At 44.5% G+C, this 14260-nt stretch carries 15 protein-coding genes; 2 read left to right on the top strand and 13 right to left on the bottom strand.

The features are described from left to right. Positions 1 to 73 precede the first annotated feature (73 nt). The 3 genes from MKY19_RS10950 to MKY19_RS10940 all read right to left on the bottom strand — a co-directional run bounded on the left by MKY19_RS10950 (position 74) and on the right by MKY19_RS10940 (position 2055). Positions 74 to 760: an LrgB family protein gene (locus MKY19_RS10950; protein ID WP_042187114.1), complete on the bottom strand. Its 687-nt coding sequence runs from the start codon at positions 758 to 760 to the stop codon at positions 74 to 76. Next, on the bottom strand, positions 760 to 1170 hold the full coding sequence (locus MKY19_RS10945; protein WP_042187112.1) for a CidA/LrgA family holin-like protein: 411 nt from the start codon (positions 1168 to 1170) through the stop codon (positions 760 to 762). Before MKY19_RS10945 ends, MKY19_RS10950 begins: the two co-directional genes overlap by 1 nt. 210 nt (positions 1171 to 1380) lie before the next feature. After that, positions 1381 to 2055 carry an NAD(P)H-dependent oxidoreductase gene (locus tag MKY19_RS10940; RefSeq protein WP_339802700.1) on the bottom strand — a complete coding sequence of 225 codons (675 nt, stop codon included), beginning with the start codon at positions 2053 to 2055 and terminating at the stop codon, positions 1381 to 1383. 151 nt (positions 2056 to 2206) lie between these two features. Here MKY19_RS10940 and MKY19_RS10935 point away from each other — a divergent pair, with 151 nt between their 5' ends. Then, positions 2207 to 2599: a helix-turn-helix domain-containing protein gene (locus MKY19_RS10935; protein ID WP_042187109.1), complete on the top strand. Its 393-nt coding sequence runs from the start codon at positions 2207 to 2209 to the stop codon at positions 2597 to 2599. A gap of 16 nt (positions 2600 to 2615) precedes the next feature. Here the strand turns inward: MKY19_RS10935 and MKY19_RS10930 are convergent, their stop codons facing one another. From MKY19_RS10930 to rhaA, 3 genes are all read right to left on the bottom strand, one after another. Next, positions 2616 to 2987, bottom strand: coding sequence for a YkvA family protein (locus tag MKY19_RS10930; protein ID WP_042187107.1), 372 nt, complete (start codon positions 2985 to 2987; stop codon positions 2616 to 2618). Positions 2988 to 3098: 111 nt separating this feature from the next. Next, positions 3099 to 3737, bottom strand: coding sequence for a Vat family streptogramin A O-acetyltransferase (locus MKY19_RS10925; protein WP_042187105.1), 639 nt, complete (start codon positions 3735 to 3737; stop codon positions 3099 to 3101). A 116-nt stretch (positions 3738 to 3853) separates the two neighbouring features. Continuing rightward, entirely contained in the window at positions 3854 to 5128 is a 1275-nt protein-coding gene (rhaA, locus tag MKY19_RS10920; RefSeq protein ID WP_339802697.1) for an L-rhamnose isomerase, read from the bottom strand. Positions 5129 to 5204: 76 nt separating this feature from the next. On the opposite strand from rhaA, the gene MKY19_RS10915 reads away from it, so the two are divergent. Next, positions 5205 to 5762 carry a hypothetical protein gene (locus tag MKY19_RS10915; RefSeq protein ID WP_339802694.1) on the top strand — a complete coding sequence of 186 codons (558 nt, stop codon included), beginning with the start codon at positions 5205 to 5207 and terminating at the stop codon, positions 5760 to 5762. Here MKY19_RS10915 and rhaB read toward each other — a convergent pair. The 7 genes from rhaB to MKY19_RS10880 all read right to left on the bottom strand — a co-directional run bounded on the left by rhaB (position 5759) and on the right by MKY19_RS10880 (position 13899). Beyond that, positions 5759 to 7246 (bottom strand): rhamnulokinase, encoded by a 1488-nt coding sequence (rhaB, locus tag MKY19_RS10910; protein ID WP_339802691.1) that lies wholly within the window; start codon positions 7244 to 7246, stop codon positions 5759 to 5761. The two genes, MKY19_RS10915 and rhaB, sit on opposite strands and share 4 nt — an antisense overlap. Before the next feature lie 27 nt (positions 7247 to 7273). Continuing rightward, positions 7274 to 8002, bottom strand: a complete 729-nt coding sequence (locus tag MKY19_RS10905) for an LUD domain-containing protein (protein ID WP_339802688.1) — start codon at positions 8000 to 8002, stop codon at positions 7274 to 7276. Then, positions 7995 to 9548, bottom strand: coding sequence for a LutB/LldF family L-lactate oxidation iron-sulfur protein (locus MKY19_RS10900; RefSeq protein ID WP_339802685.1), 1554 nt, complete (start codon positions 9546 to 9548; stop codon positions 7995 to 7997). Before MKY19_RS10900 ends, MKY19_RS10905 begins: the two co-directional genes overlap by 8 nt. Next, positions 9545 to 10273: a (Fe-S)-binding protein gene (locus MKY19_RS10895; RefSeq protein ID WP_042187093.1), complete on the bottom strand. Its 729-nt coding sequence runs from the start codon at positions 10271 to 10273 to the stop codon at positions 9545 to 9547. Before MKY19_RS10895 ends, MKY19_RS10900 begins: the two co-directional genes overlap by 4 nt. Before the next feature lie 26 nt (positions 10274 to 10299). Continuing rightward, positions 10300 to 11058 (bottom strand): DeoR/GlpR family DNA-binding transcription regulator, encoded by a 759-nt coding sequence (locus tag MKY19_RS10890; RefSeq protein WP_339802682.1) that lies wholly within the window; start codon positions 11056 to 11058, stop codon positions 10300 to 10302. 40 nt (positions 11059 to 11098) lie between these two features. Continuing rightward, on the bottom strand, positions 11099 to 13168 hold the full coding sequence (locus tag MKY19_RS10885) for a bifunctional aldolase/short-chain dehydrogenase (protein WP_339802679.1): 2070 nt from the start codon (positions 13166 to 13168) through the stop codon (positions 11099 to 11101). A gap of 227 nt (positions 13169 to 13395) precedes the next feature. Beyond that, entirely contained in the window at positions 13396 to 13899 is a 504-nt protein-coding gene (locus MKY19_RS10880) for a GNAT family N-acetyltransferase (RefSeq protein WP_339247171.1), read from the bottom strand. Between the last annotated feature and the right edge of the window lie 361 nt (positions 13900 to 14260).

Below are 14260 nucleotides of genomic sequence, written 5' to 3'. Positions count from 1 at the left end.
ACTTTGCTTTATTTGTTCCTTAGTTATAGTTACCCGATGGAGTGTTTTGCAAACATAGTTACGATGAATGAATTTAAGGGTACATGATCCAAGCTACCACCGGACCGATACATGAACCGACAATAGCACAAACGGTCATCGCTACGGAGCTCATTGAAACTGACTGTTCACCGTATTCCAGTGCCTTTGCAGTCCCAAGTGCATGAGAACCCGTTCCTAACCCGATCCCAATCCCAACTTCGCTTCGAATCTTAAACAGTTTAATAATGAGAGGACCGCCAATCGCACCTGTAAATCCGGCAATCATTACAAATACGGAGGTTAGCGAGGAGTCCCCACCTAAACCATTTGAGATTTGTATCGCCACAGGTGTTGTGATCGATTTTGGCAAAATGGACAGAACATACAATTTAGAGAATCCTAGACCAGCCGCCAAAAGCAGACCACTAAACATCCCTAATAACAGACCTGCAATCGCCCCCCCTAGGATGGCTGGAAGATTCTCAACTAACACATTACGTTGTTTATACAATGGGTAGGCTAGCGCCACTACAGCAGGACCGAGTAACTGATTGATCCACTGACCGCCTATCATATATGTATCATACGGAATATGAAAATATAGAAGTATTGCTACAACAAGGACAGTTGCTGTTAACGCGGGAATCAGTACAGGAAACCGAAAACGTCTATAAATTACGGACATCATCAAATAAATAGCAACATTAAGCAGGACAATTCCTGTCGCGATAAAAAACATTATAATTCCTTCCCCTTTTCGCTTAAGCTCTTGCTGCTCCAGCCCGCCTTGCTCTTTCCTTTCAAGGTTGAAAGCCATTGACTCGTATGTGCTGCTGCTGCAATTGTGAGGACGCTGCTAACGATAAGAATCAAGATTAAGAGCAAACCTCTTCCACTAAAAATATCCATATGCTTCACGATCCCAGCCGTCGCTGGAATAAAAAATAACGGAAGATAAGCTAATATTGTTGTTGCACCATCTTCAATCCACTTCACTGGTACAACCTTGAATAGCAATAAAACAAAGAGCAGCAGTAATCCGACGATACTCCCAGAAACGGGAAGTTGCAGCTGCTTTTGCAGGAAGTCTCCAGCCAAGTAGAACAAATAAAGCAGGAACACTTGGATAATTATGCGAATGATTTTCATGATGCAGGATCCCTTCATTATTAAATTAACTCGATAAAGCTTAAAATGGGTCACCTCAATAAGAGTATCAGAGTTTTCATGAAAATTTCAATTACTTTTCGAATCTTGTAAGAATTAAACAAAAATAACCTGCATGATCTCCAAGACACTGGAGACTTTGCAGGTTTCATTATTTTCGTTATGCAGCTCAAAAATGAGATTCCAGCTTAGTTAAACCCACTGAACGACTTGCCCTGCGCTTTGTCTTGTTTTTCCACGTGGTTCATTCAAACGATACCCAAAGGCTACCATGCAGGAGATTCCAAAATGTTCGGCATCCATAATCCCCTCTTTGGCAAGAACTTGCTCTATCTTCGCCTTATCGAAACCTTCCATTGGGCAAGAATCGATTCCGATTAAAGCGGCTGATGTCATCATATTACCAAGGGCTATATAAGTCTGACGGCAGCTCCATTCGAACATTGCACGCTCATTCTCCATCAATCCGAAATCAACCTTTAAGAACTTATCGAACATATTACCTTTCCCCTCCATCACTTCTGGAGGTAGCTCCTGCACATGCTCCATGATCCCTTTAATATAATCTGAATCAGCAGCCATATCTTTAGGAAGACGTGAGAGAATCAATACAAAATGACTTGCGGTTGACAATTGCTTTTGTGCTCCCCAGGCATGAGCACGTAATTTCTCACGTATTTCCGGACTTTGTACTACGACAAAACGCCAAGGCTCGAATCCGAATGAACTTGGTGACAGACGTCCTGTTTCCAGAATAAACTGAAAGTCTGACTCACTAATTTTTTTATGACTATCAAATTCTTTAGTTGCATGTCTGAACTGGTAAGCAGACAGGATTTCATTCTTGTTTAATGATAAAGTATCCATATTTAACACTCCTTTTATTTGCTTAGAATCAACGGCCCATTTGACTGTTTGCCGTTCTCATGCTTAATATTAGAATATATATCACTTCTTTAAAAGTACGCACATTAATGTTATGTAGTATACAAAATGATACTATGGGAGTTGAACGGCTATGCGTGATCGAAAAGGTGGATTCGGAGATTTCCCAGGAGGCAATAAGGAAGCTTGCCCTGTGGAATTTACGCTCGATGTTATAGGAGGAAAATGGAAGGGGATTCTCATCTATCACTTGATGGATGGAACGAAACGCTTTAACGAATTTCGCCGAATATGCCCAGGAATCACTCAACGCATGTTAACCTTGCAGCTTAGAGAGCTGGAAGAAGATGGAGTTGTTCACCGTGAGGTCTACCATCAGGTTCCCCCGAAAGTCGAATACTCGTTAACTGAATTTGGCAAGACACTGACCCCTATTATTAAACTCATGAAAGACTGGGGAGAGGTTTACAAAACAAAACAGCTTTCCGCAGAAAGCTGTCCAGAAGGTATGGATATTACGGTGTAGCTTAAAGCTGCACCTTTTATTTTTCAAAAAATGCCTCGGCCTTTTCCTTATGTTCGTTGGTTACCTGACCAGATATCGCTTTAATGCCTGCTGCAATGATCGCTGCATCATCTGTAAATCCAAGGCCGAGAATCGCATCGGGTATCGCATCAATCGGGGAGATGAAATAAGCCAACGCTCCGAAGGCAATTCCTTTTGCCCATAAAGGGGTCTTTGCGTCGACTGCGCAATAATACATCGCAATAGCATCTTTAGTAAATGGGATCTTTCCTGCGAACTTTTTAGTTTTAGTCCAAAAATTCCGCGTCACCATCTCCTCGTTCTCTTTACTGTATGGAAACTTCTCTGCTGTGAGTTCCGCAGTGATCTTATCATCATCTTTCTTCATTAGATTTTCCCTCCGCAAGGTTCATATGAAGTACATACAGTCAGTATACCCTCAGCTATTATTTATATCTTTAAGATAAACTATAGCTCGTTCTATGAAACTTACACAATATCATTTAATTTCTTTGATCTTATTCAAATCACTGCTGCATAACGCTTCAAGATTCTTAAAGATTCGCTCGGCATCCCAATCCCACCACTTAAGCGCTTCTAGATGTTCGATCAATTCATCATCAAAACGTTTTCTAATTACTTTACATGGATTTCCTCCAGCCACACTATAAGCCGGAATATCTTTCACAACTGTTGAATTGGCCGCGATGACGGCCCCATTCCCAATATGTACACCCGGCATAACCGTAACATTCTGCCCTATCCACACATCGTTGCCGATCACCGTATCTCCTTTTAAGGGTAGCTCTGATAGTTCTGGAACCGCATGCTCCCAGCCATTAGACATGATATTAAAAGGGTAGGTCGTAACAGAATTCATTCGATGGTTCGCACCATTCATGACAAATTCAATACCTTTGGCAATCGCACAGAATTTCCCAATAATAAGCTTGTCTCCAATAAAATCATAATGATGAGTCACATGCTCCTCAAACTTTTCCGCACCGTCTATATCATCATAGTAAGTATAATCGCCAACCATAATATTGTTCCTTGTAATCACATTTTTAATATAACAGATGCTTTTGATCTGTTCATTCGGATAGAGCGAATTCGGATTCGGTCCATATTTCTCCATAATATCGCCTCCCTCTCTTTTGATAAAACATAGCAGAGATCACAGATCTTTTCAAATAAGTACGAATCATGAACATAAAAAGCGGCTACCGTGTGGTAACCGCCATTACAAGTACTTTATCGCTTTGATAAAACATCTACTTCGTATTGCTTCACATCGCTCAGCCAACTTTCTCGGACAGGCACACCATTCGTCGCACAATAATAATCCCAAATAGCTCCGAACGGATAAGATTTCAATTCCTCTACCAATGCAAGTCTAGTAGTATAATCCCCATCCAGTTCAATTTGCTTCAATAGCTCTATCGGTTCCAGCATCGCACGTAGCAGGGCTTTGATTGTGTTACGTGTTCCGATCACCCAAGCGGCAATGTGATTAATACTTCCGTCAAAGAAATCGAGTCCAATATGAGTTCTTTCTAGGAATTGACCTCTAACTAGTTCACGAGCAATCTCCAGCAGTTCATCATCCATAGTCACCACATGATCGCTGTCCCAGCGTACTGGACGGCTAACATGCAGCAACAATTGATCACCAAACAGCAGCCAAGAGGATAGTTTATTCGAGATGGTCTCGGTCGGATGGAAATGCCCAGCATCGAAGCAAACCGCTTTGCCCCGACTTAGTGCATAACCCATATAAAATTCATGCGAACCTACCACATAACTTTCTGAACCAATTCCGAACAACTTGCTTTCTACAGCATCAATGTTATATCGCTCATCGATCTCCTCGCTGAAGATCTCGTCCAGTGATTGCTGAAGTCGCACTCTCGGTGACAGACGGTCGATCGGTGTATCTTTATATCCATCTGGAACCCAGAAGTTGGTTACACAAGGCTGACCTAGTGCCTGACCGAAAGATTCGGAGATTCGGCGTGAAGCCTTGCAATGAGCAATCCAGAAGTTGCGGATTTCAGGATCCGAGTGGCTTAGTGTGAAGCCATCATTAGCTTTTTCATGAGAGAAGCAAGTGGGATTGAAATCCAATCCAAGCCCCTGCTCCTTAGCCCAGTGCACCCATCTTTCAAAATGCTTAGGCTCTAGCGCATCAAGATCTACAGTTTCTTCCGTATCGGCATAAATAGCATGTAAATTAACTTTATGACGTCCGGGGATAAGTGCTAGTGCTTGCTCCAAATCACGGCGCAGCTCCTCCGGATTTCTAGCTCGCCCCGGGTAACTGCCCGTGACCGCGATTCCGCCACTTAGTTCCTTTTCCTTATTCAGGAAGCCCTTTACATCGTCTCCTTGCCAGCAGTGCAATGAAATTTTGATTGCTGCAAGCTGCTCTAATACTTTATCTACGTCAATGCCATGCTGTGCGTAGAGCTTTTTCGCCTCATTATAGCTCGTCTGAATGTTCTTTAAGCTTTCTGTATTCTGCACCATGCTTGAGCCTCCTGATATTTTCTTAGTGATTTCATTTAGGGGGATTTATACCCTTCTTTTGGTCATTTTCCGCTTTTTGCGCTCAATGAAGGGGATTTATACCCTTCTTTTGCTCGTTTTCCGCTTTTTGCGCTCAATGAGGGGGATTTATACCCTTCTTTTACTTGTTTTCCGCTATTTACGCTCAATAAGGGGGATTTATACCCTTCTTTTACTCGTTTTCTGCTTTTTCCGCTCAATGTGGGGGATTTATACCCTTCTTTTGGTCATTTTCCGCTTTTTGCGCTCAATGAGGGGGATTTATACCCTTCTTTTGCTCGTTTTCCGCTTTTTGCGCTCAATGAGGGGCATTTATACCCTTCTTTTACTTGTTTTCCGCTATTTACGCTCAATGAGGGGGATTTATACCCTTCTTTTACTCGTTTTCTGCTTTTTCCGCTCAATGTGGGGGATTTATACCCTTCTTTTGCTCGTTATCCGCTTTTTACGCTCAATGAGAGGGATTTATACCCTTCTTTTGCTCGTTTTCCGCTATTTACGCTCAATGTGGGGGATTTATACCCTTCTTTTGCTCATCCATAGCTATCTAATAGTTATCCCATATATTCTCGGTTACTTTATTAGTTACTCTTAAACGACCTGCAGTCGAGTAAACTCAGCCAATGCCGCGGTTTTTAGGGAAGAATCCATCACTTGTGGAATGTAGATTGTTACATCAAATGAACGATATATAATTTCTCTTGCTTCTTTAATATCTGTGACCGTACCCACACTGATCATTTGCATAACTACGTTACCTAATGCAGTGGATTCCGTTGGACCAGCGTAAATCTCCATCTCTAGTAAATCCGCCGCGATCTGACATAGAAGTGCGTTGTTCGCCCCTCCGCCTACGATGTGCAGCCGCTCCCACTTCTCGCCGGTCAATAGCTGAAGATCCTGAACATAGAAATAGTATGAAAGAGCAAGACTGTCAAACACACATCTGGCTATCTCCCCTGGTGTCTTTGGTACCAACTGTCGGACTTCCGCACAATAGCTCTGTATCTCGCTGATCATGTTGGATGGATTCATGAATCGTTCATCATTGCAGTAGATGATGGATCTAAAAGGAATTTCTTGCGCTGCCAATTCTACCAGTTCGCCGAAGCTGTATTGACCACCATATTCCTCACGAACCTTTTGGATCAGCCACATCCCCATAATGTTCTTAAGAAAACGGAATGAGCCGAAGGCTCCCCATTCGTTTGTATAATTGCGCTCCATCGCTTCTGGACTTGTAATGGCTGAAGCTCGTTCCACCCCGATGAGTGACCAAGTACCACTACTGAGAAATCCCCATTTGTCGCTACTTGCAGGAACGCCTAGTACAGCTGATGCTGTATCATGTGTGGCAACTGCTATGAACTCACAATCTGGAAGATCACCGCGTGCCACCAAGTCATCAGTCAATCCGCCAATTCGTTCCCCAGGTTCCGTTAAGGGAGGAAACTGCTCTTTTGAAAGACCAAGCAGTGCCAGTAAATCAGTATCATAATCCCGAGTTTGCAGATTAAGCAGACCCGTGGTTGAAGCATTCGTGACTTCACTAATTCTTCGTCCCGTAAGCCGATAGTAGAGATAATCAGGGACCAACAGGATTGAATGTGCTGCTTCAAGATCTGCCTGATCATGCACAAACAGCTGGTATAACGTATTAATCGGGAGAACTTGTATCCCCGTCTTTCGGTAAACGCTTTCAATTGATATATTGCGATGTAGGCTTTGTACCGCTCCATCTGTTCGTGAATCACGATAAGAAAAAACTTCATGAATTCGTGTACCCTTCTGATCTAGAAGTACGTAATCCACGGCCCAAGTATCAATTCCGACGGTACAATGCTCAATTCCTTTTGACTTCGCCTTCTGCAAGCCTTTTACAATTTCAGCAAATAAATAATCGACGTCCCAATAAAGATTACCATTCTTCTCAGAGAACCCATTACTAAAACGGTGAATTTCTGTTAATGATAAGGTTCCTTCCAGTTCTTGCAAAGTTCCGCAAACGACTCTCCCACTAGAGGCTCCAATATCAATAGCAATATGATTCTGACCCTGTTTATGTGCCCCAGCATTCATTCTTAAACAACACTCCTTATCTCCTCATCAGCCTACCAGCAAGGCGAATACGATTCCAGGGCCATGCACACCTATCGTCAGATCATTCTCAATATCCGCTGAACGGCTAGGTCCAGAGATAAAGTGAATACCTGCGGGGAGACCCGATTGTCCCGCTTCATCAAAATCAATAAGCACCTCACCCAGACGAGTCTTCAGCCGCTCCAGCGGAACGATGGCAATTAATGCGGTTGGCAACAGGCTGACAGAGCGCCCTTTATCCGCAGAAGATAACACTGTAATAGAGCCTGTATAAGCAACTGCATAATCCGCGATCACAATCCCAATATCGGCTTCCGCCGCCCTAGCTTTCCATGCTTCTTGCATATCCGTATTCCAGACAGATATCCGCGAATCTACAAGTTCTTCTTCTAGCCGAAGTGCCGCAAGCTCAACTACATTTTGCCGAAGAATATAACGGGCGAGCATATCACTCGCTTTATTGACGATAAAAGCTTTAGCTTCATCCATCGTTGCCATGCGAAACACATGTCCACCTGCACTTTGAAAATTCGCAGTAAATTGATCGATGCGTTCTTCTGGACTCCACTGGAATTCTTGCCAATAATCTGGAGCACCGCGAAAAGGATGTAACGGAGCCGCAGTCGTTCTTGGCCGCTTCAGGCGACGAGCGATATCGTTCATGAATGCCTGCTGTTTCTCACGAGAATCATGGTCCATACGCTCCAGCCATTCTCTGTGCGTTTCCTCAGTCATATCCGGGCTCTCCTTTCAGTTCTTTCGCCTTCCGCTTCGCTAATAAATCTTCCATCCGTTTCTGTATCGACGGGTCCATCTCGCGACTATTTTGGTCTAACTCCTCCTGCAGCTCTTTCCAGCTCTCGCGGAAGGATTCATCCGCCAGCTTCGGAGCGATCCGGTAGTTATTCCAGCCTTTTAGCGGCCCAAGCTTTGACGGAATTCCGCCGTCTCTCACAAGTAGCTTTTGTCCGATTCTGCCTACTTTCATCACACTACTGAATCGCTGGGACTTCGCCATAATCGCACCAAAACCTTTCATGCCAAGACCTTCCGCTTTGTCTCCATAACCTCTCTCTACCTTACGTCGCCGTAAATAGATAAGCATATCATGCAGAGGGATTTTGACTGGACAAGCTTCATAACACGCGCCGCACAGACTTGATGCACCTGCGATATCATCCCATTGATCTACATTTTTGTTCAGCGCTGGGGTCAACACTGCTCCGATCGGTCCGCTATAAGTTCCACCATAGGCATGACCGCCAATATGACGATAGACAGGGCAGGCATTCAGACAAGCTCCACAGCGGATGCAGTTCAGTAGCTCCTGAAATTCTGGATCGCCGAGCTGCTCAGATCGACCATTATCAAGGATAATAATATGCTGCTCTTCCGGTCCGTCCCCATCATCCTTTCTACGGGGTCCTGAAATACCGGACATATACACTGTTAGCTTCTGGCCAGTTGCTGAACGAGGTAATAACGTAGCCATCACCTCAAGGTCGCTCCAAGAAGGAATAATCCGCTCCATCCCCATCAAAGTGATTTGCGTCTTTGGCAAGGTGGTGACCATGCGAGCATTGCCCTCATTCTCGAATAGCACCATGGAACCTGTCTCTGCAATTGCAAAATTGCATCCCGTCATCCCAATATCCGCTTCTAGGAATTTCTCCCGTAGCTTGCGCCGTACAAATCCTGCAAGGATTGTAGTCTCAGGCAAAAGCTCCTCCCCTGCCTCCTTGGACAACAGCTCAGCAATCTGATAGCGGTTCTTATGGATGGCTGGGATAATGATATGAGACGGAGTTTCTCCGGCAAGCTGGATAATATATTCGCCAAGATCTGTTTCAATCGTCTCCACGTCAATGGATTCAAGAGCCGTATTCAAATGCAGCTCCTCAGTCACCATCGATTTTGATTTGACCACGGAAGCCGCTTGTTTTCGCTGTGCAATCTCTAAAGCAATCTTCACTGCCTCTTCACCCGTTGCCGCAAAATGAATATGCGTGCCGTTCGCTCTTGCATTGTCCGCAAATAGATTTAAGTAATAATCCAGATGAGCGATCGTATGCAGGCGAATTTGCCGCCCACGTTCGCGCCATTCTTCCCAGTGTCCATGATCGTTCGCCGCTTTCTGTTTCCCGTCACGCAGCCTTTCCGTAGTAAAGCGAACCGCCTTGCGCAAAAAGTCATTATTCAGCGCCAAGTCGGCACGTTCTTTTACCGTTGCTGGCTTCACATTAATCGATTCCGATTTAGTCTGAGCGGCATTCTGACTCATTGTCCACTCACCCCCTCATACAGTAGCTCTGCTAAATGCATGACTCGGACCGGTTTGTGGCGATAACGCAAATTCCCAGCAATATTCATAAGACAGCCCATATCCAGACCCGTTAAGACTTCTGCTTCCGACTCCAGCACATGATCTGACTTCTCGGTGACCATCGCCCCGGAGATATCAGACATCTTCACCGCAAAGGTTCCACCAAACCCACAACAGTCCTCAGCAAAAGGTAATGGCACTAGCTCCATCGCCTTCACATTCTGCATAAGTAACATAGGCTCATCACGAATCCCCAGAATCCGAGTGCCATGACAGGAAGGATGATAGGTAACTTTATGCGGAAATACGGCCCCAAGATCCGTTACGCCAAGCACCTGTACCATGAACTGGCTGAACTCATAGGATTTACGCTGCAAATTCTGCGCCTTGACCAAATTAATCGGATCATCCTGAAACAGTTTCGGGTAATGATGAAGCATCCCGGTGCAAGACCCGGAAGGAGCAATGACAAAGTCACTGTCTTCGAAAGCCTGCAAAATCGTAAGTGCAGCTTGACGTGCCTCATTCCAGTAGCCACTATTGTACGCAGGCTGTCCGCAGCAGGTCTGCACTTCGGGAAAATCCAGCTGCACGCCATATCTGGCAAGCAGACGTGCCATCGCTTCTCCGACCTTCGGGTACACAGCATCACTGATGCAAGTAATAAACATCGATACCTTCATGTCTTCACCTCCTGCAACACTATTTTCTACACGGTTGTTATTGCGATGTTCAGCTCCTGTAGCTGCTTTAGCTGTTCTGTGGCAGGGCTGTAATCCGTTATCACAACATCCAGTTCACTAGTCATGGCAACATGTGTGAACGCTTGAATTCCGAATTTGCTGGAGTCACAAAGTAGGATCACCTGCTCCGCGATAGAAATCATCTTTCGCTTCACCATCGCTTGCAGCTCATTCGATTCGCTGGCACCGCGTTCGAGATGAAATCCTTTGCAAGAAAAAAACATCTTATCCACGTGATACAACTCAAGCGAACGCTCGGCTAAATGACCAACAAAGGACATCGATCTGCGGCTCAGTTGACCGCCAGTTGAGATCACATCTATTCGTTCCTTCCCACTTAACTCCGCAGCTACCCTAATAGAATTAGTCAGTACAGTTAGTGGCATATCCGGCAAATGTGAGGCCATATACCATGCAGTTGTGCTAGCATCCAGCAAAATCCGATCTCCCGGCTTTATCATCATCACTGCTTCACGAGCAATCTGCTGCTTCTCCGCTGCGTTCATAATTTCACGTTCAGCATATGGCGTCTCTGGCTGACGATCACGTAGACTAACTGCACCGCCGTGCGAGCGTAGCAGCCTCCCCGCCTTTTCCAAGCGATCAAGATCCCGGCGGATGGTCTCCTCCGTCACTTGGCATAATGTACTCAGTTCCGAGACACGAATGCTGCCACGTTCATTCACTAGTTCTACGATTCTTTCATATCTGTCTGCAATCAGCATGGCTTCCCTCCGTTATATCTATCTATATTCCATCTTCCACTTATCTAGTAAAAGCTGCCGGCACTCCACCGTCAATCGTCAGCATGCAGCCCGTAGTCTTCTCTGACTTGGATGAAGCGAAAAAGGCCACCCCTTCAGCAATATCACGTGGATAAATATTTACAAGCAGTGTTGTGCGTTTACGATAATGTTCCTCCAGTTGATCCGGCTCAATCCCGTAAGCAGCAGCCCGTTCATTCCGCCAGTTCGAATTCCAAATCGCTGAGCCTTGTAGAATGGCATCCGGCAAAATTGTATTGGCGCGAATACCGAACTCTCCACCTTCAGCTGCAATACAACGAGCCAAATGTGCTTCGAGTGCTTTGGCAGAACTGTAAGCAGATACGCTTTTTCCAGCAAATATAGAGTTCTTAGAGCCAATAAATACCATGCTACCGCCGATCTTTTGCTCCTTCATCATCTTGAAGGCTTCACGTGCAACGAGGAAATATCCAGTTCCTAGCACGGAAATGTTCAAGTTCCACTCTTTTAATGAAGTCTCATCAAAAGGACTGGAAGTCGCAAGCCCAGCATTGTTCACAATAATATCTACTCCGCCATAAAAAAGTGCTGTATCTGCATAAGCTGCATTAACTTGCTCCTCCTGCGTTACATCCATTTTAACAGCGAACGCACGATTCTCACCGTATTTATCGTTAATCTCCCCGGCAATTTTCTGTGCGCCCTCCAGATTGAGATCTGCCAGCACAACATGCGCCCCTTCGGACACTAGACGACGAGCAGTTTCGCTCCCGATTCCTCCTGCGCCACCAGTAATGAACGCAACCTTACGCGAGAATTCTGCTTCTGCTGGTGCCAGCGATAATTTATATAATTCCAAAGGCCAATATTCCACATTGTACGATTCATTTTCACTTAGAGAGACGAAATCTCCCAATGCGGTAGCTCCGCGCATAACAGCAATCGCCCGGTGATACAAGGCACCGCTAATTTTAGAGTTGCTCCAGCTTTTGCCGGTGTTGATCATTCCCACTCCAGGAATTAGAATCACACGCGGTGCGGCTTCGAACATTACATCTCCCTCATGCTTATTGCGATCGAAGTACGCTTTGTACTGCTCTTTGTATGCGGTAATCGCTTCATTCAGCTTCGTCTTCAAACCATCAATATCACTGGCATTTGGTTCCCAATTCACAAATAGTGGCAGCATTTTGGTATGTACCAAATGATCCGGACAAGCTGCACCTACACTGGATAATTTCTCCGAGTTAACTCCACCTACAAAACGCAGCACATCCTCTGCGTCATCAAAGGTCAGTATCATTTTGCGCTCATCACTGACTGCGCCTCTAATCAATGGCATTACTGCAGCTGCTACAGCCCGCCGCTCTTCTTCAGGAAGCGCTTCCGATTTGCGACCTCCGAACAGATTCTCATCTTCAATTCTATCTTGGATGTAACGCTCTGCTTCATTAATGATAGAAATCGTCTTCGCGTAACAAGCTTCCGGCGTATCCCCCCAAGTCACGAGGCCATGCTTCTCCATCAACACCAATTCTGCTTGAGGATTAGCAAGTACGCCTTCAGCGATCATTTTGGATAAAGTGAACCCAGGACGAATGTAAGGCACCCATACGAAACGATCCCCATAGATTTCCCGCGCAATATCTTTACCGTTATGAGCACAGCATAAGCTGATAATCGCATCTGGATGCGTATGATCTACATGTTTGAATGGTAAAAAAGCATGCAGCAGCGTCTCAATTGAAGCACGCGGATGCTTAGGATCAATCATACAATTCGCGAGGTAAGCCACCATTTCCTCATCAGGCATTTCCTCCCGATCAAACAAAGGTGCAATATCCTCAAGCCGCAATCCGGTAAAATTGCCTGCTTTCATCGTAGCTAGGTCAGAGCCGCTACCCTTCACCCACATGACTTCAACCTCACGACCACGGAAATCTAATTCTATAGTTTTACTAGAGGTATTCCCTCCTCCAAAATTACAGACTCTACGATCTTCACCCAACAGATTGGAGCGATAGACCAGTGCATCCAGACCTCCGTTGATGACTTTTTCCCGTGCAGAATCCCATAAACTTTGTACCATTTGTGAATACCTCCGTTTTTGAATGTTTATTTTTTTGTTTATTTTTGTTTGTTTTGATTTTAATCTATTTGTTTGTGTTTGAATAGAGCGTTTTCAACAAAATTTAAAATTTATTTCACAAGTTAGACAATTCCTCCTTGGATGAACTGAAATTCCATTGCGAAAAAACAAAAAAAGAGTTGCCAATTAGCAACTCCTTCACCCCTACTATTCAGCAACGACTCGACTCATAAACTAATCCAGTAATTACATTTCCCATCCTCGATACCGCTAAGTATTCCTCTGTTTTCTTCAATAACCTTTCTCGAAGATACATTGTTCGGCTCACAAGTCAGCATGACCTTATCAATCCCCAGATCCGCAGCTTTTTTTAACAACTCTGCTAAAAAAATCTTGCCAAAGCCCTTTCCTCGTTCACTAGGCCTGATGCTATATCCGATGTGCCCACCTGATTTTCTTAATTGATCATTTAAGGAATGTCTTAGCTTTCCAACACCAACAGGATAAGAGTCAATCAGTAACCAATAGTTGGTTTGCGGGACATAGTTTGGTAGGAGATTATCGCCTCTTGAGAGTGCTATCCGATCTCTGATGAAATCAGGAAACTCACTGTAAGCCAAATCAAACCCATTGTTAACGAATCCATTCTCCCCAGGGCCGATCTCCATAATCATTTCAAAAATATCGCGTCCATCTGACAAACTAGCTTCCTTTAGCTCAATCAACATCATAATCCCCCCTAGAACACAAAGTTGCTTACCATATCAAAAAATTTTACTGCAAAAAAGAGCCCTCTGCATTATTTAATTGCACTTTCTACAACTAAAATTAACTTCAGCACGCCTGTCTATCGTTAAGTGTACTTTGTGCAACTAAATTCCCCCAATTAAGCTGTATCCGCTGATTTCCAGAGATATAGTTGTACAAAGTACATCTATATCACAATAACCGGAGTAAAGTAGCTGTTTAGTTGTATAAAATACACTTATCTGCTCCGCCCTCTTTTTCACAGTAATATTTCTATTTCTATCTCCTCCTTGCGAACTCTCGTAGTATACTAATTGGAATAAGATACAAATGTTTTATTTTGGA

Origin of the sequence: Paenibacillus sp. FSL R5-0744 (assembly GCF_037972555.1) — a bacterium.
Classification (GTDB): Bacteria; Bacillota; Bacilli; order Paenibacillales; family Paenibacillaceae; genus Paenibacillus_AQ.
This window is presented reverse-complemented; position numbering and strand designations above follow the sequence as displayed.